The organism is Amycolatopsis sp. DSM 110486 (assembly GCF_019468465.1).
Lineage (GTDB): Bacteria > Actinomycetota > Actinomycetes > Mycobacteriales > Pseudonocardiaceae > Amycolatopsis.
On sequence record NZ_CP080519.1, the window covers coordinates 7,458,127 to 7,478,832 of the forward strand.

The window sequence follows — 20,706 nt, forward strand, 5'->3', positions numbered from 1 at the left end:
TCAGAGCACCTCCCGAGGTAGGGTGAAAGTGATTTCTTCCTCCGTCAGCCGGTTTTCGGCGACGGTGACCGGCCCGAGTCCGCGCAGGCCCGCCACGACCTCGTCCACGAGGTGCGGCGGCGCCGAAGCGCCCGCGGTGAGGCCGATCCGGCCCGCGCCCGCCAAGCGGCGCAGGTCGATGTCCGAAACTCCGTCGACCAGCACGGCCGGCGTTCCCTCTCGCTCCGCGACTTCCACGAGCCGGCGCGAGTTGGACGAGTTGACCGAGCCCACCACCAGCACGAGGTCGACCTCGCGCGCGATCGCCCGCAGCGCCTGCTGCCGGTTGGTGGTGGCGTAGCAGATGTCGTCCTTGCGGGGCGCCGACAACCCGGGAAAACGCGAGCGCAGCACGGACGCGATCTCCTCGGCCTCGTCGAGCGCCAGCGTGGTCTGCATGGTGTACGCGAAACCCTGAGCGGCAGGCACGGTCACGGTGCTGGCCGCCGCGACGTCCTCCACCACCACGACCGAACCGGGAGCCTCCCCGACTGTGCCTTCCACTTCTTCGTGCTCGGCGTGCCCGATGAGGAACACCGTGTCGCCGCGCCCGCTGTAGCGGCGCACCTCGTTGTGCACCTTGGTCACCAGCGGGCACGTCGCGTCGATCACCGACAGGCCGCGATCGGCCGCGTCGCGCCGCACCGCCGGGGTCACGCCGTGGGCGGCGAACACGAGCGTCGCGCCCTCCGGCACTTCCCCGACCTCGTCGACGAACACCGCGCCGCGCTCCTGCAATTGCCGCACCACGTGGGTGTTGTGCACGATCTGGCGCCGCACGTACACCGGCGCGCCGTGCTTGGCCAACGCGCGGTCCACGATGTCGATCGCCCGCTCCACGCCGGCGCAGAACGACCGCGGGCTCGCCATCAGCAGCTGCCGCGCCCCGGTCGCCGCCGCCCACGCCGTGAGCGCGGGCACGGCCGCCCGCAGGCTGCGCAGCCCGGCCAGGCCGTGGGCAACCGTGCCGGGCCGCACCAGCGGCGCGCCGACCGTGTCCACAATGGACCGTACGACGGCGAACGGCTGCCCGGCAGCGGCCAGCCGGTGTGACTCCATGTCGACCGCCAGCGCACCCGACGAGGCCAGCGCGTCGCGTTCCCGTTCCCCCACCACGTGGTCGACCCCGAGCACCGGTCCGAGGTGGACCGTCAACCCGAGCCGCCGCAACGCACCGGCCAGCAGGGGGGCGGACGGCACCTCGACCACCCCGTCCGGCCCGCGCACCTCGTCGGCCACCACCACGTCACCCGGGCGCACGCGCGCCGCGAGACCACCGCCGATCCCGGCGACCACGCGGGGCCCCTCGGGCAACCGGGCCGCGGTGGCCGCCGCCCGCCGCGGACCCAGGCCGGTGCGCACCACCGGCAGCCCGGCCCCGCGCAACGCGGCCCGCTCGATCCGCAGCGGCGCGCACAGCACGGCCGGTCTCACGAGGAGCTCCGCACGTACCGGCCCAGCGCCGACAGCGGGAACACGACGCGGTAGAGGTGGTACGACAGGTAGAAATCGCCGGGGAAGCCCGTGCCGGTGTGGAAGTCCTCGTCCCAGCCGCCGTCTGCGCGCTGCTGCTCGCACAGCCATGCCACGCCCTCCGTCGTCGCGGCGGAGTCCCGCTCGCCGGCGGCCAGCAGCGCGAGCAGCGCCCACGCGGTCTGCGACGGCGTCGACTCGCCGCGGCCCGACCACTTCCCCGGGTCGTCGTAGGAGCGCAGGTCCTCGCCCCAGCCGCCGTTGGGGTTCTGGTGCTCGGTCAGGTACCGCACGGCGCGGCGGATCCGGACGTCCGAGGCCGGCATCCCGGCGAGGACCAGCGCGGGCACGACCGCGCCCGTGCCGTACACGTAGTTCGCGCCCCACCGGCCGAACCACGAACCGTCGGCCTCCTGGTTGTCCAGCAACCACTTCACGCCACGGCGGCATTCGGTCGTGTCCGCCTTGCCCTCGGCCGCCAGCATCTCCACGACGTGCGCGGTGACGTCCGCCGACGGCGGGTCGATCACGGCACCGAAGTCGCAGAACGGCAGCTTCGTGGCGAGCACCTGCGTGTTGTCCGCGTCGAACGCGCCCCAGCCGCCGTCGCTGGACTGCATGCCTTCGAGCCACTTCACGCTGCGGTCGATCGCCCCGCGGATGCGCAGGTGGTCGGGCCGGCCCATGCGCCGCAGCGCCAGCACCACCTCGGCGGTGTCGTCGGTGTCGGGGTAACCGTCGTTGGCGAACTCGAACGCGAACCCGCCCGGCGCGAGCGACGGGCGGCGCACCATCCAGTCGCCCGGCACGGTGATCTCCTCGCCCAGCATCCACTCCGTCGCGCGCACCAGCGTCTCGTCGCCGGGGGAGACGCCCGCGTCGAGCAGCGCGGTCATCGCGAGCGCGGTATCCCACACCGGCGACTGGCACGCCTCGAGCCGGCGCACCCAGCCCTGTTCGGTCTCCTCGCGGACGGTGAAGTCTTCGAGACCTTCGAGGCCGGCTTTGAGCGCGGGGTGGTCGAGCGAATAGCCGAGCAGGTGCAGCGCGAGGATCGAGTACACCCACGGCGGCTGGATGCCGCCCCACGAGCCGTCGGACTCCTGGCGCGCCAGGATCCACTCGGCGGCCTGGCGCATCGCGACCTTGCGCACCGGGTTGAACGGCAGCTTCGCATACGTGTGCAGCGCGGTGTCGAGGTTCTGGAACACCCCGTCCCACGTCCACGGCGCCGCGGACTTCTTCGGGCTCTCACCGACGCGCAGTTCGGCCACGTCGAACGGCAGCTTTCGCTTCGGCCGCAGCGTGCCGACGATCGTGAGCGGCACGATGGTCTGGCGTGCCCAGCACGCGAAGTCGTAGACGTTGAGCGGAAACCACGACGGCAGGAAGATCAGCTCCGGTGGCAGGTTCGGCAGGTCGGCCCACGACCACTGCCCGAACATCGCGAGCCAGATCCGCGTGAACACGCGGGTGCTCTCCAGACCGCCGTGCGCGCGGATCCAGCCGGCCGCCTCGACGAGCCACGGCGCGTGGGCCGGGTCACCGGCCAGCCGCAGGGCGACCCACGCCTCCACGGTGGTCGACAAGTCGGCCGGGCCGCCGGGGAAGTTGGCCCACGTGCCGTCGTCCCTTTGCTGCGATCGGATCCAGCGCGCCGACTCTTCTTTCTGCTGTTCGGTGAGAATGCCGAGGAACTGGCGCAGCAGCAGGTCTTCGGCGTCCATCGTGACGTTGGTGGAGAGCTCACCCTTCCACCAGCCGGCCGCGTCCTGCTCGCCGCGCAGGAACTCGATCCCGGCGGCGAGGGTTTCTTCCGGAGTACGCGAGCGTTCGCGCGGGGTGTCCGAAGTGGACGTCCCGGGGACGGTCTGCGTCATTCACGCCTCCCTGTGCACGATGAAGCGTGCGATGCCGATGAGCTCTTCGCGCGGCCCTTCGGGGATCGCAGACAGCGCGCGCTCGGCCGTACCGACGCGCCGCGCGGCCTCGGCCGTGGCCCACTTGCGGCCGCCGGCCGACTCCACGAGCGCCGCGACGCGCGCCAGCTCGGTCTCGTCGGCAACACCGCCCGTTTCCTCGCCCGCGAGCCACTCCGCGAGCTCGCGGCCTTTCGCACCCCCGTGGGTGATCGAGTAGGTGACGGGTAGCGACTTCTTGCGCGCCCGCAGATCGGAGTACACGGGCTTGCCGGTCACGGCCGCGTCGCCCCAGATGCCGAGCACGTCGTCCACGAGCTGGAACGCCAGCCCGACCTCTTCGCCGAACACCGCGAGTGCGTCGACGGTCTCGGCGGGCGCGCCGGCGAGCACGGCGCCGATCGCGGCGCTGCAGGACAGCAGCGCGCCGGTCTTGCCGCGGGCCATGGTGACGCACTCGGGGAGTGTCACGTCGTCGCGCTGCTCGAACTGGACGTCGAGCACCTGGCCGTGGATGAGCCGGCGCGTGGTCTCCGACAGCAGCCGCGCGGCGGGGATCGCGTGCGGGGAATCGCTGTCCAACACCGCTTCCTGCGCGAGCGCGAGCATCGCGTCGCCGGTGAGGATGGCGGCCGGCGCACCCCACAGCGCCCACACGGTGGGGCGGTGGCGGCGTTCGGTGTCGCCGTCCATGAGGTCGTCGTGGACGAGCGAGAAGTTGTGCACCAGCTCGACGGCGACGGCTCCGGGCACGCCGGTCTCGGCGGGCGCGCCGGCGGCCAGCGCCGAGAGCACCGCGAGCGCGGACCGCACGGCCTTGCCGCCGTTGCCGCTCACCGGCGTGCCGTCGGCGTCGGTCCAGCCGAGGTGGTACGCGCTGATCGCGCGGCTGGTCTCGTCCAACCGGCCGACGGCCTCGCGCAGCGCGGGCTGCACGGCGTACCGGGTGCGGCCGAGTGCTGCCGGCACCGCAGGGGCCGCCTCGGCGGCGGGTCGCATGGTGGCGGTCATGCTCCGACTCCCTCCTTCTCCTCGTGCACGTTCTTCTCGAGGAGGGCGGTCGCCGCGGCCGCACCGCTGCGGGCAGCGCCCTCCATCGTCGCGGGCCAGCCGGTGGCGGTCCACGCCCCGGCCAGGTAAAGCCCCCGCGCGGACGTCTCCGCGCCCGGGCGCAGCGAGGCCGTGCCCGGGCCGGGCCGGAACGTCGCGTGCCGTTCCCTGGTCACGAAGAAATCCAGCACCTGCGCGCCGCGAGCTTCGGGCAGCAGGCTGGTGAGCTCCGGCAGCAGGCGCTCGCGCAACGTCGCGGTAGGCAGGTCGATCAGGTCGTCGGCGGCCGAGAGCGACATCGCCAGGTATTGCCCCGATTCGAGGCCCGATTGGCGCGTGCGGTCGAAGACCCACTGCACCGGCGTGCGCACACCGGCCACGAACGGCTCGTCCAGCACGCGGCGGTCGAGCACCACGTGGACGTTCACGATCGGCGAGCTGCCCAGCCCGCCCGACCAGCCGGTCGGCAACGGGATCGCGCCCGGCGGCGCGAGTTTCTCCGTGACGGGCGGGGGCGCGGCGAGCACGACGTGGGCGAAGGTGGCCTCGCCGTCGTCGGTGCGCACGCGCCAGCCGCCGGCCGTCTGCTCGATGCCGCGCACCTTCGTGCCGGTCCGCACGTCGGCGCCGGCCGTGGTGAGCGCGTCGAGCGCCGCGTCGCCGTGCAGCTCACGCAACGGCACGAGCGACCAGCCGATGTCGGCCGCCGCCGGGTCGGTGAGCAGGCCCTCCTGGAACACCGTTGCCGCGAGGGCCAGCGACGCTTCGTCGGCCGTCGCGTTGAGCGTCGCGACCCCGACGAGGTCCCACAGCGCCTCGATCGCGGCGGCACTTTGCCCGTGGCGGCGCAGCCATTCGCCGAACGACTGCCGGTCGGTGCGGTCGTCGGCGGGATCGACGCGGCGCAACGCGAGCGCTGCCAGCGCGAAGCGCGCGCGGTCGAGCGGGCGCAGCGGGTCGTAGCGCAGCAGGGACGCGGCCAGGTGCAGTGGCGCGGGCAGGTCGCCGCGGCGCAGCCACGTCGACTCCGTCGAACCCGGCGTGCGGATCGGGATCTCCAGGCGCGGCTGCAGCATCACGCGGTCGGTGACGCCGAGGCGGTCCAGCAGCGCGAGGTAGGCGGTGCAGCAGCGGAGAAACACGTGCTGGCCGTTGTCCACGTGCAGCTCGCCGCGCGTGAATGAGTGCGTGAGCCCGCCCAGGTGCGGCCGGGCCTCGAACAGCGTCACCGGGCGCCCGGCGTCGGCGCAGCGCAGCGCGGTGGCGATGCCCGCGAGCCCGCCGCCGACGACCGCGACCTCGGAGGTCATCGGCCGATCCCCGTGAGCGCCCGAACCGCGACAACCGCCTTTTCCCTGCCGGACAAGGATAGCCTGCGGTCGAACACGAGCGAGGGCTGCTCGTCGATGCGGTCGAGCAGCGTGCGGTAGATCCCGGACATCGCCGTGCAGCACGCGGCGCTGCGGCGGTCGAGCGAGGGCACGAGCTTCAGGCCGCGGGCGTACCAGTCGCGGGCGCGCGCGGCGCTGAAGTGGACCAGCGCGGTCAGCCCGCCGCCGTCGTCGGCCAGCCGGCCGTCCTCGCCGACTTTCAGCTCCACGCCGAACCGGTCGAGGTCTTCCTTGGGCAGGTACACGCGCCCGTTGAGGAGGTCTTCGCGGATGTCGCGCAGGATGTTGGTCTGCTGCAACGCGATCCCGAGCTCGTCGGCATACGTCGGTGCCTCGGGCTCCGGCTTGCTGCCGAACACACCGAGGCACAGCCGCCCGACCGAACCGGCGACGCACCGGCAGTACTCGACGAGGTCCTCGAACCGCACGTACTCGCGGCCGGTCACGTCCATCTCCACGCCGTCGAGCAGCTCATCGAACGCGCCGAGCGGGATCGGGTACCGCCGTGCCGCGTCGGCCAGCGCGACGTACACCGGGTCGGTGCTGGCGGACAGGTCGCCGAGCGACTTGCGGATGTCGGCCAGGCCCTGCAGCTTCGCCTCGGGCGCGAGATCGCCGTCGCCGATGTCGTCGACGATCCGGGCCAGCGCGTAGACCGCGCACAGCGCCGAGCGCTTGTCGGGCGGCAGCAGCCGGATCCCGTAGTAGAAGTTGCGCGCTTGCTCCTTGGTGACCAGCGCGCAGTGCTCGTACGCCTCTTCGACCGTGCTCATCCCGACCGCCTCCCCGTTCTGGGCTCACCCACCTGCAGCCACACGAGCCACGCCAGCACACCCGCTTTGCCCGGCTTGGCCTGCGTGGCGAGCACGTCTCCGTTCGTCTCCCTCAGCGCGTCGACGGTCGCCAGCCCGCCGGCCACGAACCCGCTCACGGCCAGCCGGCCCCAGCCGGACAAGAGCCCGACCAGACCAGCGCCGCTGCCCAGAAGGGCCGCGGCGCGGTCGATCTCGAAGCGCATCAGCTCTCTCAGCCGGCGCGACGCCCGCGCCGCGCCGAGCTCGTCTTCGGTGACGCGAAAGGCCGCGAGGTCCTCTTGCGGCAGGTAGATCCGGCCGTTGCCGTGGTCCTCGGCCACGTCCTGCCAGTGCTCCAGCAGCTGCAACGCGGTGCACACGCGGTCCGAGAGCTTCTCGGCCTCGGGGTCGTGCACGTCGAACAGCCGCAGCACGATCCGGCCCACCGGGTCGGCCGACAGCCGGCAGTACGCGCGGAGGTCGTCGTACGTCGCGTACCGCGTCACGCGCTGGTCCTGCAGATTGGCCTCGACCAGCCGGCGGAACGGTGCGAACTCCACCCGCCCCGCGTGCATCGCCGGCACCAGGCCGCGGATCGCGGGGTCGGTGGGATCGGCGCCGTCGAATGCGGCCGAGAGCTCGTCGCCGAACGCCTTCAGCAGCGCGACGCGGTCGCCTTCGGCTTCGTCGCCGAGGTCGTCGATCGTGCGCGCGACGGCGTACACGGCCTGCAGATCCGACCGCAGCCGCCGGGGCAGCACTCGGAGCGCGACCGGGAAGTTCTCCGCATGCCGCTTCTCCCGCAGACCGTCCGTGTCCGCTGCGTGACCGCCAGGTGAAGTCGATCTCATTGAACACAGTCTGACTCGCACGGATGGGCGGCTTCTGCGACCGGAAGAAGAATTTTGCTGGCTTCGACTTGGCACGAGCGGACAAAGTGGGGTGAGGATAAGGCGGACCGAACCCGTAGACCTGCTACCTGCTACGGAAGGACGAGCTGCGCACATGGGATCAGACCAGGTGACCCGTCTGGGTGAGCTGGAGACCGTCGTGACCAGGCGACTCCCTGCCATTCTGAACGAGGTTCGTGATCAGCTCGTCGAGCAGCACCCCGACTACGCTGCGTTCCTCACCGAAGAGCTGGCGGAGATAGTGACCGCCAGCGCCGGGTTCGTGCGCCGGCTCATCAACCTCGCCGAACAGCCGGACGAGGACCTGCCCGAGCTCGGCTCGGGCGTCGAGCAAGTGGTGTTCGAGGAGATCGGGCGGACGCAGTACCGCCAGGGCCGGCGCGTGACGAGCCTGCTCTCGGCCTACCGCGTGGGCGCGCGGGTCGCGTGGCGCCACGTGTCGGAGGCCGCGCTGGACCTCGAGGTGCCGGCGGAGCTGTTCGCCTCGCTCGCCACCACGGTGTTCGCGCTGGTGGACCAGCTGTCGGAGTCCTCGCTCAAGGGTTACCTGCAGGAGCAGTCCGACGCCGTTCGCATGCGCGAGCGGCTGCGCGACGAGCTGACCGAGCTGCTGCTGTCCGACCGCGCCGACGGGGCGGCGGTGCAGGCCGCCGCGCTTCGGGCGGAGTGGCGGCTGCCGCGTTCGGCCACGGTGGTGCTGGTGGAGGACGAGAACCAGCTGGGCCGTGAGCTCGTGGCGCGGCTCGACGACACCTGCCTGCGGCTTCGCCGGCCGGGCCAGTTCGTGACGATCGTGCCGGACCCGGGCGGCCCGGGCCGGCGCGCGTGGCTGGCCCGGGCGCTGCGCGGCGGCGGCGCGGTGGTCGGCGCGACCGTGCCCGTCGACCGGCTCCCGGCGAGCCTGCGGATCGCGGAGGTGACGGCTCGGCTGCGCCGCGACCGCCTGCTGTCCGACGACCCCGTGTTCGCCGACGAGCACCTCGACGCGATCATCGTGCACCGCGACGACCGGCTGCTGGAGGTCCTGCGCAAGCGATCGCTGGCGCCGCTGGACGACCTCAACGACTCCTCGCGCGAGCGCCTGCAGACCACGCTCCGCTCGTGGCTGCTGCACCTCGGCGACCGCAAGGCCGTGGCCGAGGACCTGCACATCCACCCGCAGACGGTGTCCTACCGCCTCGGCCGCCTGCACGAGCTGTTCGGGCCCGCGCTCGACGACCCGGAGGCCAGGGCGACGTTGCTGCTGGCCCTGGCCTGGGGTCCGCCGGGAGGGCAGCCCGACCCGGAATGACGTGCCCGGTGCCACACGGCGCGCGCGGAATAAGGGTTGCCCTCAGAATGGTTAGCAGGGCTAAGTTTGTTGACGGCGGTGCCAGACTACGGGCAGGGAGACGCTTGGTCACATGACTCGGTGCGAGGGAGGTGCCGTGCTCGGTCTGCGCGGGAAGCGGTCAGCTTTCGGCGCCGAACCGCGTCGCCAGCGCGCGGTACGCACCGGGCACCGCGCCACGGAGCGCGACCGGCACGCGCAGCCAGCGGGGCACGTAGTAGTCACCGGGCCGGTGCGTCGCGCGCACGACCGCGGCGGCCACGCGCTGTGCGGACACCGGCCGTGGGGTCGTGCGGGTGTAGGGCCGGCCGCGGCGCTCGAAGAACGCGGTGCGCACCACGCCGGGCACGACCACGCCGACGTCCACACCCGTGCCGTGCAGCTCGAAGCGGAGGCTGTCGGCGAACGCGTCGAGCCCGGACTTGGTCGCCGCGTACACGGCTTCGCCCGCGACGCCGGTGCGTCCGGCGATCGACGTCACGAACACGATCCGGCCGTGGCCTCGCGCCAGCATGCCGGGCAGCAGCGCGCGGGTGAGCTGGAGCGGCGCGGTCAGGTTCACGGTGACCAGCCGCGCGAGGAGCTCGGGGGAGAGCTCGGGCAGGGGACCGGCCCAGCCGAGGCCCGCGTTGTTCACGAGCGTGTCGACGTGGCCGGTGACGGCCAGCGCGCGTTCGGCCAGTTTGCCCGCGGCTTCGGGGTCCGCGAGGTCGGCTTCGAGGGCGGTGCCGCCGGTTTCCGCGGCGAGCGCGGCCAGGCGCTCGCGGTCGCGTCCGTGCAGCAGAACGTGGGTTCCCGCGGCGGCGAGCAGCCGCGCGGTGGCCTCGCCGATTCCCGAGGACGCGCCGGTGACCAGCGCTGTGCCGCGGGGAGCGGGCATCAGACGGTGGTGAGCGCGGGCTTGCGCGAGGCCATCCGCAGCACGATGCCCTCCGAACGCAGCGAGCGCCGGAACCACAGCAACGAGCCGACGATCGCCAGCGCGACCAGGCTGTACGAGCCCGCGGTGCTGACCATGAGGAAGTTGCCGACGGTCGCCTTCGCGAGCATCACCAGCGTCACGGAACCGTTCACGGCGAACACCAGCGCCCACAGCACCGACACGCGCTGGAAGAAGCGCCGCATGCCGGGGTGGCCCGACAGCGTGTCCGGGAACGAGCAGAAGTCACCGGCCAGCCGCGCGAGCAACGGCTTGTTGAACGGCGCGGACACGAGGAACAGGCTGGCGATAACGAAGTTCTGTAGGGTCGGCTGCAGGAAATACAGGAAGGCGCTGCCGGTGGCCAGGCCCAATGCGGTCCGCACGATCAGCAGCGCGGAGGTGAGCCACAGGACCGCAGGGACGGGCTTTCGCATCACCAGGCGCGTCACGATGACGACGACCGACCAGCACAGCGCGGCGATGACTCCGCTGTCGAAGCTGACCAGAGTCAGGAGGAGGTAGAAGAGGCCGGCAGGTACGAGCGTGGACTCCAGCAGATGCCGACCCCCGCCCACGACCAAGTTGCGGAACGAGGGGAGGTCGACCGTCATGTGGTGTCGCATGCGTTTCAAATACCTCCGGTGCGGGTGACCATCCCCCTCACGGCCCACGAATTTTTCAACAGCATAGGCACGGCGGATGGGAATGGTGTGAGGTGAGTATTCCATGAGTGTCACGGGGGTGTCGCTTTTCGTGGCCGTCCCTGCCGCGGTGCTGGGCGCGGCGTGCATGGGGATCGCCAGCGCCGCCCAGGCAAAGGCGGCCAAAGAGGTCGAGCCGGCGAACCCGCTTGATCTCACGTTGTTCAGGCGCCTCGTCGGTCGACCATTGTGGCTCATCGGCATCGTGGCGACCGTACTGGGGCTCGTCTTGCAGCTCGTCGCGCTCGCGTTCGGGCCGTTGCTGCTGGTCCAGCCGCTGCTCATCACGTCGTTGATCTTCGCCGGGTTCGTGTTCGCGCGGCTCGAGCGAAGAGGCCCCGACCGGGTGATGAGCGCGGGCTCGGCGTTGTGCGTCGCCGGACTCGCGGTGTTCCTGCTGATCGCGCGCCCCAGCGGCAACGGCGACGTGCTCATCACCGGGACCTCGCTGCTCCCGCTCGGCATCGCGCTCGCCGCGGTGACCATCGCGGGTCTCGCGCTCGCCGCGCTCAGCCGCTCCGGCTCCGGGCGCGTGCTCGGGCTCGCCGTGGCCACGGGCGTGCTCTACGGCCTGACCGCCGGCCTGATGAAGGTCGTCGCCGGACAGTTCCGCCAGGGCCTGGACGAACCGTTCAAGCACTGGACGCTTTACATCGTCTGCGTGGTCGGCCCGCTCGGGTTCCTGCTCAGCCAGAACACCTTCCAGCAGGGCCGCTACCTGACGCCGGCGCTGGCCGTGATCACGGCGCTCGACCCGCTCGTGGGGGTCGCGATCGGGCTGTCCTGGATGGGGGAGAGCGCCAACGGCACGCCGTGGGGGCTCGCCGGCGAGGCGTTCGCCGGTGCGGTGATCGTGGTCGGCATCGCGCTGCTCTCGACCCGCGCGGCTCACCTGGACGTGGCCGCGATCGAGGAAGAACACGAACACGCCGAGGCCGAGCACGCCGGGTCGGACCCCGACGACGGGTACGGTCTGGCCGGATCCACCTGTTAGGAAACAGCTGGTGACCGCCGCTCGCGGCACCTCTGGCGAAGGGGGCGCGTTGGAGCGCGTGCTGATCGTCTCCGCGAACATGGGGGAAGGGCACAACGCCACCGGACGGGCGCTGGAGGGCGCCGTGCGGGAGCGCTGGCCCGCGGCCGAGGTGAAATGGCTCGACGCCCTCGACCAGCTCGGGCCCGGTTTCGGGGGCCTGTTCCGCCGCATCTACGTGGCCAACGTCGAGACCACCCCGTGGCTGTACGAGTTCTTCTACGACGCCATCTGGCGCCTCGCGTGGTTCGCGGCGGCGTCGAAGCGCTTCACCGCGTCCTGGTGCGGACGCCGCCTCGCGAAACCGGTGGCGGACTTCGCGCCTGACCTCGTGTTGTCCACCTATCCGATGGGCACGGCCGGGCTGGCGTGGCTGCGCCGGCGCGGGAAGCTGAAGGTGCCGATCGGCGCGTGGGTTTCGGACTTCGCGCCGCACCCGTTCTGGGTCTACGGCTCGGCCGACCTCACGATGGTGATGCACGAAGTCGCCGTGGGCCTGGCGCGCCGCTGCGCGCCCTCGGCCGCGGTGGGGGTGTCGGCGCCGCCGGTGCGCGCCGAGTTCCGGCCCGGCGACCGCGCGGGCGCGCGTCAGCGGCTGGGTTTGCCGCCGGAAGCGTTCGTGGCCTTGGTTTCGTGCGGCTCGCTCGGGTTCGGCGACGTCGAGGGCACGGCGCGTGAACTGCTCGCCGCCGGGTCCGAGGTCGTGCCCGTGGCGATCTGCGGTCGCAACGAGGCGTTGCAGCACCGGCTCGAACGGCTCGACGAGCCGCGCCTGCGGGTCGTCGGCTGGACCGACCGGATGGCCGACTACACGATCGCCTCCGACGTCGTGGTGACCAACGCCGGTGGCGCGACCGGGCTGGAAGCCCTGGCGTGCGGGCGGCCCGTGCTCATGCACCGGCCCATCGCCGCGCACGGCAGGGCCAACGCCCGGCTGATGGCCGAGGCCGGTCTCGCGCTCGTGACGGAAAAGGACGGTGAGCTCACCGGCTCCGTCCGCACGCTGCTCGCCGAACCGGAGCGGCTCAAGGCGATGGCGGAGGCGGCCACGCGCCACTGTGATTCGGCCACGTCGCTCACGGCGGCGCTCGAGTCGCTCGTGGGCTCGCCGCTCAACCCGGCGCCGCAGCGGCTGCGGCCCGAAGACGCGTTGTTCCTCCACGTCGCGACCCCGCAGGTGCCGCAGCAGGTCGGCGCGGTGCTGATGCTCGACCCGAAGGCCGACGGTTCCCGCCCCACGCACGCGGACGCCGTCCACCTGCTCTCCGCGACGCCCGGCCTGCGCGCGCGGCTCCTGCCGGGCGGTGGCCTGTGGCGAGCGAAGTGGCAGGAGGACCCGGCGCGCACGGCCGACGGCATCCTCGGCGACGTCGAGCTGCCGGCGGGCAGCGAGCTCGAATCCTCGCTCACCGCGCAGATGGACGACTTCTTCTCCGAGCCCGTCTCCCCGGAACACCCGGTGCGCGCGCGGCTCGTGACGGGCCTCGAGGGTGAGCAGGGCGCGTTGCTCATCGCCCTGCACCACGCGGCGAGCGACGGCATCGCGGTGATCGGCGCCCTCGTCGGGCAGGCCCGCGGCAAACCACCGCTGGACCCGCCGCCGGCGCCGGTGCGCCGCGGCCGGCTGCGTGGGGCGGCCGACCGCGTCTCGGCCGCGGCGCGGAAACGGCCCGGGCGCAGGAAGGAAGCCGAAGAACTGGCCCGCGGCATCTGGGCGCTCGCGCGGGCGGGCACCGCGCCGCGCGTGCGGTGGGAGACCGAGATTTCGGGCCCGCGGCGGCATTACGCGCGTGCGCACCTGTCGGCGCCGCAGGTGCGGGCGGCCGCGCGCAAGGTCGGCGTGCCGACCACGGACTTCGTGCTCGCGCTCGTCGCGGAAGCCGTGCACCAGGAACTGGGCGCGGCCGCGCCGGAGCGGGTGCGGGTGCTGATCCCGATGTCCATTCGCGACACCGGCACGTTCCGCCAGCTGGGCAACCACACGGGGGCCGCGAGCGTCGACCTGCCGACCGGCGCGATGTCGCTGGCCGAACGTGTGCGCGCGACGCGGGAGCTGCTGGCCGAGCAGGTGACCCGGGGTGCGCCCCGGGCGGGCAACGCCGTGGTGCGCGTGATCGGAATCCTGCCGCCGTGGCTGCACCGGCGCGTGGCGCGGCTCGTCTACCGCGGCACCTGGTTCAGCATGATCGCCTCGGTGCTGCCGGGCGCGCGTTCGCCGGTGGTGCTCAACGGTTCCCTCGTGCGCACCGTCTACCCCGTGCTGTCGCTGGCGCCGGACGTGCCGGTGGCGGTGGGCGTGATGACGTGGGCCGACCGGTTCACCGTGTGCGTGACGGTGCCCGCCGGCCACGCCGCGCGAGGCGACCGGCTGGCGGGCACCGTGAGATCGGCGTTCGCCCGGTTGCAGTCCGAAGTGGACTGACCCGTCAGGAGAAGTGCGTGGTCGGCCGGGGGATCTCCTGGCCGTCGACGAAGAGGTCGACCTTCTCGTTGTAGAAGCAGATCAGGTTGGAGATCGCGCTGAGCGAGCGCGTGGGGAAGTCGTAGGACCAGGCCAGGTCCTGGTGCACCACGTCGCCGACGCGCACGGACCAGTAGCCGGTGGTGGTGCCCTTGTACGGGCACTCGGTGACGGTGCCGGTGGGCACGAGGTGGGAGAAGTCCACCTCGGTGCGGTTGAGGTAGTACCGCGTGGGCAGGCCGGTTTCGAACAGCAGCACCGGAGACGACGACTCGGCGAGCGTCCGGCCTTCCAGCGCGACGCGCACGTGCCGGGTGGAGCGCAGAGCGTCGACGCGCGCGTACGGGTTGCGCGGGTGGACGAACACCTGCTCGTCCTCCTCGAACCACGCGTCGAGGGCGGCCCACTCGAACCGGACGTGGTCCGCGAGCCCCGCGGTGGCGTCCTCACCGTAGAGGCGCGCGGCCGCGGTCTTGACCTCGTCGCCCGCCTTGAGGGTCTGGCGGCGCGCGGTGCCGCGCTTGAGGTGCTGCGGGTGGTTCTCGTCCACGAGCACGCCGGGCGTCACGTCGGCGGCCGGGATGTAGTACTGCGGGTAGTACGGCCACTCCCACACGTACAGCGCGCGGGTGGTGTCGAGCACCGTCTCGCCGCCGAGCACGGCGCGGATCCGCCGGGGCACGGGCTCGACGTGGTCGATCGGGGTGATCGCGTCCGGGTAGTCGCGCATCGGGATCTCCTCGGTTCGGCCGGGCCGTTGTCCGGTGTGACAGCTCCGGCTGCGCTGGGACTGGGGCGCTGAAAAAGAGGCGCTGGAACCAGGCGTTGAAACTGGGGCGCTGAAAAACGCGCGGCGCGCGGACGTGGGTCCGCGCGCCGTCGTGATCAGGCCGTCGCCCGCTTGGGCAGCTTCCACCCGGGGCGGGGGAAGTGGCAGGTGTAGCCGTTCGGATAGGTCTGCAGGTAGTTCTGGTGTTCGGGTTCGGCCTGCCAGAAGTCGCCGGCGGGGGTGACTTCGGTGACGACCTTGCCGGGCCAGAGGCCGGAGGCCTCGACGTCGGCGATGGTGTCTTCGGCGACCTTCTTCTGCTCGTCGTTGGTGAAGTAGATCGCGGAGCGGTAGCTCAGGCCGATGTCGTTGCCCTGGCGGTTCTTCGTGGTCGGGTCGTGGACCTGGAAGAAGAACTCGAGCAGGTTGCGGAAGTCGGTCTGGGAGGGGTCGTAGAGGACCTCGATGGCCTCGGCGTGGGTGCCGTGGTTGCGGTAGGTGGCGTTGGGGGTGTCGCCGCCGCTGTAGCCGACGCGCGTGGACACGACGCCGGGCTGGTGGCGGAACAGCTCCTCCATGCCCCAGAAACATCCGCCGGCGAGGATCGCCTTTTCGGTCGTCACGTCGTCTCCTTACTTGTCGGTGTTGTCGGTGAAGAGGGCACGGAAGTCTCCATACCCCTCTTTCTCCAGGTCGTCGAGGTGGATGAACTTCAACGACGCGGAGTTGATGCAGTAGCGCAGGCCGCCCTGGTCGACCGGGCCGTCGTCGAAGACGTGGCCGAGGTGGCTGTCACCGTGCAGCGAACGGACCTCCGCCCGGATCATGCCGTGGCTGAAATCGTTGCGCTCGACGACGTTCGTCGTCTTCTGGATCGGCTTGGTGAAGCTCGGCCAGCCGGAGTGGCTCTCGTACTTGTCGACGGACGCGAACAGCGGCTCGCCGGACACGACGTCGACGTAGATGCCGGGCTCGTGGTTGTCCCAGTAGGCGTTCGCGAACGCCCGCTCGGTCCCGTCCTGCTGGGTCACGCGGTACTGCTCCGGGGTCAGCCGGGACACGGCTTCCGGGTTCTTGTTGTACTGGGTCTGCTGGGACACAGCTCTCCCTTCGCGGCCTCTCGGCTCGGGCTGGGGAACCAGGTGAAACGCACCTGGACGTGCAGTTATAAAGACACCGTACGGGCACTTTCTATTCCCTCGGACGGCCGATTGCGCCCCCGTCCGACTTCTGTAAGAAATCGGTCTCCACCAGCAGATCGAGCAGGGTCCGCAGCGCCCGGCCGGGGGCCTTTTCACCGTGGCTCACGACCGAGAGCGGCCACGTGAGCCCGGCGTCGTCCAGTGGCACCACGGCCGCGCCGGGAGCGGTCAGTGGCACGAGGTCCGGGACCACGGCGACGCCCAGCCCGGCGGCGACGTACAGCGGCATCACCCGGAGGTCGGCGACCTCCACGGGAACCCGGCGCCCGACGCCGAGCGACTCGCAGGCCCGGTCGATGGCGATGCGGTTGCCGAAGCCGCGCGGCGCGTCCACGAACCGCTCGCCGGCCAGGTCCCGCAACGAGATCGACGGCCGGCCGGCGAGCGGGTGCGCGGCCGGGAGCACGGCGAAGTAGGGGACGGTGACGATCGTGCGCACGGTCAGGCCCGGCAGCTCGCTCTCGGGGAGGCCGAGCAGCGCGAGGTCGAGCCGGCCGTGGCGGACGTCCTCGGCCAGGCCGGTCGAGCCCGTCACCGACACCGTGAGGTGCAGGTCGACCAGCGGGTGCCGGTCGTGGAACGCGCCGAGCAGCGCGGGCAGGTCGAGGGCGCCGACGCTGGTGAGCGTGCCCACCCGCAGGCTCCCGCGCAGGCCGGCCGAGGCCTCCTGCACCACCTCGCGGGCGCGCTCCACGGCGTCGAGCGCGGCCTTCGCCTCCGGCAGGAACAACGCGCCCGAGGCCGACAGCGCGACCCTGCGCGTCGAGCGGTCGAACAACGTCGTGCCCAGCTCCGTCTCAAGCGTGCGGATCGTGGCCGACACCGTGGACTGGACGGCGAACAACCGCTGGGCCGCGCGCGTGAAGCTGAGCTCCTCGGCCACGGCCACGAAGTACTCGAGCTGACGGGTCTCCACGGCGTGAATTATCGCATCGAGCGATAACTGTCGCCAAGACTTTTCGTTGGACGGAATGAGTTGCCGGGGGGATGGTTGAAGGCACAAGGATCTTCCGGGGAAGGCAAGCCATGGTCCACACCGTTTCGCCCGTCACAGCCCGCACAGTCCGCCCGCGGCTCACCCACGACTGGGGCTTCCGCGTGATCGCCCTCGCGTTCGCCGCGTCGCTCGCGTTCTCCACCGTGCCGACGCCGCTGTACGCGATTTACCAGCGCCAGGACGGGTTCCCGACGTTCGTGGTCACCCTCGTCTTCGTCGCCTACGCCGTGGGCGTGATGGCGAGCCTCTACCTCGCCGGCCACGTGAGCGACTGGCTCGGCCGGCGCCGCGTGATCGTCGCCGCCACCCTCGCCGAAGCGTTGGCGGCCGCGTTGTTCCTGTCGTCGCCGGAGGTGCCGGTGCTCCTGCTGGCCCGGCTGATCAGCGGCGCCGGCATCGGGGCGCTCACCGCCACGGCCACCGCGCACCTGTCGGAGCTGCGCGCGGTCGCGCGGCCCGGTGAGCACGCCGGCCACGCCAGGCTGATCGCGAGCGTGGTGAACCTCGGCGGGCTCGGCCTCGGCCCGCTCGTCGGCGGGTTCTTCGCGAAGTACGCGACGAGCCCGCTCACCACACCGTTCGCGGTGTTCCTGGTGGTGCTGCTCGCGGCCGCGATCGCCGTGGCGCTGGTGCCCGAGACCGTCGAGCCGTGGGACGAGCCGCCCGCGTACCGGCCGCAGCGGCTTTCGCTGCCGGCCGACGCGAAGCCGACGTTCTTCGGTGCGGCCATCGCCGTGTTCGCCTCGTTCGCGATCACGGGACTGTTCGCGGCCCTGGCGCCGACGCTGCTCGCCCAGGGTCTGCACCAAAGCGGCCACCTGCTCGCCGGGATCGCGGCGGCGTCACTGCTGGTCGCCGCCGCGCTCGGGCAGATCGTCTTCGCGCGGCTCACTCTCGCGCGCCAGCTGCGGCTCGGCTTCACGCTGATGGCCGTGGGACTGGTGGTGCTGCCGGTCGCCGCGCTGCTGCCTTCGCTGTGGCTGTTCTTCGCCGGCAGCCTGCTGGCCGGCACGGGCATGGGGCTCGGATTCCGCGCGTCGGTGACCACCGTGGCCACGCTGGCCGGTCCGCGCTCGCGCGGGCAGGTGCTGGCGGCGCTGTTCCTCGCGGCCTACGCGGGCCTCGTCGTGCCGGTGCTCGCCGTCGGGCTGGCGCTGGTGTGGGTGTCGAGCCCGATGGCGCTGCTGGGCTTTTCCGTGGCCGAGCTCCTGCTGCTCGCCTGGTCGGCGAACCGCATCCTGCGGCCCGCTATCCGGCCGGTTCGAGCCGCCAGCTGAGCGTCACCGTGGTGCCGTCCGGGCGCTGCAGGCACTCGCTTTCGTGCGCCAGGCCCCGCATCAACGGCAGGCCGCGGCCGCGCAGGCCGTTGGTCGAGCGGGGCGGCAGCCAGCGGCCGTAGTCGGTGACGATCACGGTGACGGTTTCGCCCACGCAGGTCGCGAGGACGTCGAGGACGCCGGTTTCCCGGCCCTCGTAGGCGTGTTCGGCGGAGTTGGCCATGGCTTCGTAGCTCGCCATCACCACGTCTTCCTGCTGCGTGGTGCTCATGCCGAGCCCCGCGACCCAGCCGGCGAGGGCGCGGCGCAGGCCGATCAGCGGCTCCGGCGCGGCCGTGACGCGGCGGCGGAACTCCGGCGTCAGGCGATCCTCGGTCGCGCGCCCCGTCACACCGCACCTCCGTCGCGGCGGCGCACGTGGATCAGGGCGATGTCGTCGTCGTGGCTGCCGCCGGTGAGGTCGTGGATCAGGCGGTCCCACGCGGTTTCCGCGTCGGACCCATCGTGCAGGGCATCGTGCAGGGCACCGAGCGCGGTGAGCAGCCCGGCGATGCCGACGGTGAGGTCGCGGGTGCGGCTCTCGACCAGACCGTCGGTGTAGGGCACGAGGTCGGTGCCGGGCGGGAAAGCCACCTGCTCCTGCGGGAACTCCGCGCCGACGCCGAGCGGCTGGGCCAGCGCCTCGCCGATCTGCTGGGGCGTGCCGTCGGCGTGGACGAGCACGGCGGGCAGGTGCCCGGCGTTCGCGTACGTCAGCGAGTGGTCCGCGGGCTCGTGCACGGCGTAGAAACAAGTCACGAAACTCGGCTCGGCGAACCGGCCGGTGAGCTGTGAGACGTTGCGCAGGACCTCCGACGGCGGCAGCTCCAGCAGCGCGTACGAGCGGATCGCGGTGCGGACCTGGCCCATCACGGTGGCGGCGGCGACGCCGTGGCCGACGACGTCGCCGATCACGAACGCGGTGGCGTCCGAACCCAGGCGGAGTACGTCGAACCAGTCGCCGCCGACCTTGCTGCCGGTGGCGGCCGGCAGGTAGCGCGTGACGAGGTCGAGGCCTGGGATCCGCGGCGCGGCGGGCACCATGCTGCGCGAGAGCTCTGCGGCGAGGGTGCGCTCGCGTTCGAAGAGGCGGGCGTTGTCCAACGCGATGGCGGCGTACCCCGCGATGCCTTCGGCGAGGTACTCGTGGCGCTCGGTGAACCGGACGGTTTCGGGGTGGCCGAAGAAGAACCCGCCGAGCACCTCGCCGCTGGTGGGGCTGACGACCGATACGGCGAGATAGCTACGCACGGGCAGGTGCCCCTCGGGCATGCCGTGGTAGGGCGCGTTGTGGCCGAACCGCGGGTCGGCCGTGATGTCCGCGCTGCGGACGGTGCCGGTGCCGTCGAACGTCGGGCCGAACACGGCGGTGTTGCGGGGCATGGGGAAGCGGGAGAACGCTTCGCGCGGCACGCCGGAGAGGGTGTAGAGCGTGTACGACTCGCCGAACTGGTCGACGAGGTTGTAGAAGAACGCGCCGAAGGCGGCCCCCGTCGCGCCGGTGGCGGCGTCGGTCGCTTCCTGGACCACGACGTCGAGGTCGAGCTGGGCGGTGAGCCGGCGGCCGATGGAGTGCAGGGCGTCGACGACGCCGGCCTCGGCGCGCAGCCGGCTGACGGTGCCGGTGAGCTCGGCCGTCGCGGCGTCGACCCCGGCTGCGGTCGGTGCGAGGCGGGCGCCTTCGGGAGCGTCGGTGTGCAGCAGCACGGTGGCGTCCTCGTCGGTGACGACCACGGCGCCCGTCACGCGTTGAGCCGGGACGAGCTGGGCCACGGTCGCGGCGTCGGGGACCACGATCCGGCCCCGGCCCCGGTAGTCCGCGGCGTCGAGCCGGCGGATCCGCACGGCCACGGGCCGGCCCTCGGCGTCGACGAACGCCTTGCGCACGGCCGCGGCCACGGGCCCGAGGCCGTCGGCGGTGGTCATGCGCCCGCCAGCGCGGCGGGCACCGAGGGGAACACGGCGAGCTCGTCGGTCAGGCGGGTCAGCTCCAGCGGCCGCAGCGTGAGCCGGCTGCTCGCGACCACGCGCACGTCGGCGGGTTCGGCCTGCCGGTGGGCCCACACGAGCACCGCCATCCCCGCCGAAGCCAGGAAGTCGACCGCGCTGAGGTCGATCACGAGCACCGGCGCCCCCGTGCGCGCGGCGCGGTCCACGAGCCGGCGCAGCTTGGGGGCGAGCGCGAGGTCGAGGGCGCCGCTCACGGCCAGCACCGTGGCACCGTCGTCCTCACTCAGCGCGACGGCGCCGCCCGTGGTCTCCACCCGGCCCGCGTCGTCGCCGGGGGCACCGGACTCAGCCATGCGCAAATGATGCCAAGCCGGCGTCCGTTGAGCCCGGCCGTACCCCGCTCGGTGCAGTGCCGGGCCCTCTCGGGCCGCCGACCGGTTCGGTGACC

General features: G+C 72.3%; 19 protein-coding genes. 4 read left to right on the forward strand and 15 right to left on the reverse strand.

All coding sequences use genetic code 11. The features are described from left to right. From ispH to hpnC, 6 genes are read right to left on the reverse strand one after another with little or no spacing between them, the layout of a single operon-like run. On the reverse strand, window positions 1-1,473 hold the full coding sequence (ispH, locus tag K1T34_RS36165) for a 4-hydroxy-3-methylbut-2-enyl diphosphate reductase (RefSeq protein WP_255637800.1): 1,473 nt from the start codon (window positions 1,471-1,473) through the stop codon (window positions 1-3). Continuing rightward, window positions 1,470-3,392 carry a squalene--hopene cyclase gene (gene shc / locus K1T34_RS36170; RefSeq protein ID WP_220239212.1) on the reverse strand — a complete coding sequence of 641 codons (1,923 nt, stop codon included), beginning with the start codon at window positions 3,390-3,392 and terminating at the stop codon, window positions 1,470-1,472. The genes ispH and shc overlap by 4 nt, the downstream gene beginning before the upstream one ends. Then, window positions 3,393-4,442, reverse strand: a complete 1,050-nt coding sequence (locus tag K1T34_RS36175; protein ID WP_220239213.1) for a polyprenyl synthetase family protein — start codon at window positions 4,440-4,442, stop codon at window positions 3,393-3,395. It lies immediately after the preceding gene. Beyond that, on the reverse strand, window positions 4,439-5,791 hold the full coding sequence (hpnE, locus tag K1T34_RS36180; protein WP_220239214.1) for a hydroxysqualene dehydroxylase HpnE: 1,353 nt from the start codon (window positions 5,789-5,791) through the stop codon (window positions 4,439-4,441). Before hpnE ends, K1T34_RS36175 begins: the two co-directional genes overlap by 4 nt. Further along, window positions 5,788-6,645 (reverse strand): presqualene diphosphate synthase HpnD, encoded by an 858-nt coding sequence (hpnD, locus tag K1T34_RS36185; RefSeq protein ID WP_220239215.1) that lies wholly within the window; start codon window positions 6,643-6,645, stop codon window positions 5,788-5,790. Before hpnD ends, hpnE begins: the two co-directional genes overlap by 4 nt. Next, window positions 6,642-7,517, reverse strand: a complete 876-nt coding sequence (gene hpnC / locus K1T34_RS36190) for a squalene synthase HpnC (protein ID WP_220239216.1) — start codon at window positions 7,515-7,517, stop codon at window positions 6,642-6,644. Before hpnC ends, hpnD begins: the two co-directional genes overlap by 4 nt. A 154-nt stretch (window positions 7,518-7,671) precedes the next feature. On the opposite strand from hpnC, the gene K1T34_RS36195 reads away from it, so the two are divergent. Continuing rightward, complete coding sequence (locus K1T34_RS36195; protein WP_220239217.1) at window positions 7,672-8,868, forward strand: CdaR family transcriptional regulator; 1,197 nt, start codon at window positions 7,672-7,674, stop codon at window positions 8,866-8,868. A 160-nt stretch (window positions 8,869-9,028) separates the two neighbouring features. On the opposite strand, the gene K1T34_RS36200 is transcribed toward K1T34_RS36195, so the two are convergent. Then, window positions 9,029-9,787 carry an SDR family oxidoreductase gene (locus K1T34_RS36200; protein WP_220239218.1) on the reverse strand — a complete coding sequence of 253 codons (759 nt, stop codon included), beginning with the start codon at window positions 9,785-9,787 and terminating at the stop codon, window positions 9,029-9,031. After that, window positions 9,787-10,440 (reverse strand): VC0807 family protein, encoded by a 654-nt coding sequence (locus tag K1T34_RS36205; protein WP_360591906.1) that lies wholly within the window; start codon window positions 10,438-10,440, stop codon window positions 9,787-9,789. The genes K1T34_RS36200 and K1T34_RS36205 overlap by 1 nt, the downstream gene beginning before the upstream one ends. A 115-nt stretch (window positions 10,441-10,555) precedes the next feature. On the opposite strand from K1T34_RS36205, the gene K1T34_RS36210 reads away from it, so the two are divergent. After that, window positions 10,556-11,524: a DMT family transporter gene (locus K1T34_RS36210; RefSeq protein ID WP_255637801.1), complete on the forward strand. Its 969-nt coding sequence runs from the start codon at window positions 10,556-10,558 to the stop codon at window positions 11,522-11,524. Window positions 11,525-11,534: 10 nt separating this feature from the next. Further along, window positions 11,535-13,985 (forward strand): WS/DGAT domain-containing protein, encoded by a 2,451-nt coding sequence (locus K1T34_RS36215; protein WP_255637802.1) that lies wholly within the window; start codon window positions 11,535-11,537, stop codon window positions 13,983-13,985. Between the two features lie 4 nt (window positions 13,986-13,989). Here the strand turns inward: K1T34_RS36215 and K1T34_RS36220 are convergent, their stop codons facing one another. The 4 genes from K1T34_RS36220 to K1T34_RS36235 form a co-directional block, all read right to left on the reverse strand. After that, window positions 13,990-14,754 carry a DUF427 domain-containing protein gene (locus tag K1T34_RS36220; RefSeq protein ID WP_220239220.1) on the reverse strand — a complete coding sequence of 255 codons (765 nt, stop codon included), beginning with the start codon at window positions 14,752-14,754 and terminating at the stop codon, window positions 13,990-13,992. Between the two features lie 155 nt (window positions 14,755-14,909). Next, on the reverse strand, window positions 14,910-15,416 hold the full coding sequence (msrA, locus tag K1T34_RS36225; RefSeq protein ID WP_220239221.1) for a peptide-methionine (S)-S-oxide reductase MsrA: 507 nt from the start codon (window positions 15,414-15,416) through the stop codon (window positions 14,910-14,912). 9 nt (window positions 15,417-15,425) lie between these two features. Then, window positions 15,426-15,893, reverse strand: a complete 468-nt coding sequence (msrB, locus tag K1T34_RS36230) for a peptide-methionine (R)-S-oxide reductase MsrB (RefSeq protein WP_220239222.1) — start codon at window positions 15,891-15,893, stop codon at window positions 15,426-15,428. A gap of 91 nt (window positions 15,894-15,984) precedes the next feature. Next, window positions 15,985-16,911: a LysR family transcriptional regulator gene (locus tag K1T34_RS36235; protein ID WP_220239223.1), complete on the reverse strand. Its 927-nt coding sequence runs from the start codon at window positions 16,909-16,911 to the stop codon at window positions 15,985-15,987. Window positions 16,912-17,021: 110 nt separating this feature from the next. On the opposite strand from K1T34_RS36235, the gene K1T34_RS36240 reads away from it, so the two are divergent. After that, window positions 17,022-18,269, forward strand: coding sequence for an MFS transporter (locus K1T34_RS36240; protein WP_220239224.1), 1,248 nt, complete (start codon window positions 17,022-17,024; stop codon window positions 18,267-18,269). Here K1T34_RS36240 and K1T34_RS36245 read toward each other — a convergent pair. The 3 genes from K1T34_RS36245 to K1T34_RS36255 are packed head-to-tail and all read right to left on the reverse strand — an operon-like array spanning window position 18,241 to window position 20,611. After that, window positions 18,241-18,660 carry an ATP-binding protein gene (locus K1T34_RS36245; RefSeq protein ID WP_220239225.1) on the reverse strand — a complete coding sequence of 140 codons (420 nt, stop codon included), beginning with the start codon at window positions 18,658-18,660 and terminating at the stop codon, window positions 18,241-18,243. The genes K1T34_RS36240 and K1T34_RS36245 overlap by 29 nt on opposite strands. Next, window positions 18,657-20,234, reverse strand: coding sequence for a PP2C family protein-serine/threonine phosphatase (locus K1T34_RS36250; protein WP_220239226.1), 1,578 nt, complete (start codon window positions 20,232-20,234; stop codon window positions 18,657-18,659). Before K1T34_RS36250 ends, K1T34_RS36245 begins: the two co-directional genes overlap by 4 nt. Continuing rightward, window positions 20,231-20,611 (reverse strand): STAS domain-containing protein, encoded by a 381-nt coding sequence (locus tag K1T34_RS36255; RefSeq protein WP_220239227.1) that lies wholly within the window; start codon window positions 20,609-20,611, stop codon window positions 20,231-20,233. The genes K1T34_RS36250 and K1T34_RS36255 overlap by 4 nt, the downstream gene beginning before the upstream one ends. Window positions 20,612-20,706: the final 95 nt, after the last annotated feature.

What these genes read in the sequence shown, in the direction of transcription:
- hpnD (WP_220239215.1), bottom strand. Translation starts at nt 6,645, where the DNA reads ATGAGCACGGTCGAAGAGGCGTACGAGCACTGCGCGCTGGTCACCAAG.
- K1T34_RS36200 (WP_220239218.1), bottom strand. Translation starts at nt 9,787, where the DNA reads ATGCCCGCTCCCCGCGGCACAGCGCTGGTCACCGGCGCGTCCTCGGGA.
- K1T34_RS36210 (WP_255637801.1), top strand. Translation starts at nt 10,556, where the DNA reads ATGAGTGTCACGGGGGTGTCGCTTTTCGTGGCCGTCCCTGCCGCGGTG.
- K1T34_RS36205 (WP_360591906.1), bottom strand. Translation starts at nt 10,440, where the DNA reads ATGACGGTCGACCTCCCCTCGTTCCGCAACTTGGTCGTGGGCGGGGGT.
- K1T34_RS36240 (WP_220239224.1), top strand. Translation starts at nt 17,022, where the DNA reads ATGGTCCACACCGTTTCGCCCGTCACAGCCCGCACAGTCCGCCCGCGG.
- hpnC (WP_220239216.1), bottom strand. Translation starts at nt 7,517, where the DNA reads ATGAGATCGACTTCACCTGGCGGTCACGCAGCGGACACGGACGGTCTG.
- K1T34_RS36175 (WP_220239213.1), bottom strand. Translation starts at nt 4,442, where the DNA reads ATGACCGCCACCATGCGACCCGCCGCCGAGGCGGCCCCTGCGGTGCCG.
- K1T34_RS36255 (WP_220239227.1), bottom strand. Translation starts at nt 20,611, where the DNA reads ATGGCTGAGTCCGGTGCCCCCGGCGACGACGCGGGCCGGGTGGAGACC.
- K1T34_RS36220 (WP_220239220.1), bottom strand. Translation starts at nt 14,754, where the DNA reads ATGCGCGACTACCCGGACGCGATCACCCCGATCGACCACGTCGAGCCC.
- K1T34_RS36195 (WP_220239217.1), top strand. Translation starts at nt 7,672, where the DNA reads ATGGGATCAGACCAGGTGACCCGTCTGGGTGAGCTGGAGACCGTCGTG.
- K1T34_RS36250 (WP_220239226.1), bottom strand. Translation starts at nt 20,234, where the DNA reads ATGACCACCGCCGACGGCCTCGGGCCCGTGGCCGCGGCCGTGCGCAAG.
- shc (WP_220239212.1), bottom strand. Translation starts at nt 3,392, where the DNA reads ATGACGCAGACCGTCCCCGGGACGTCCACTTCGGACACCCCGCGCGAA.
- hpnE (WP_220239214.1), bottom strand. Translation starts at nt 5,791, where the DNA reads ATGACCTCCGAGGTCGCGGTCGTCGGCGGCGGGCTCGCGGGCATCGCC.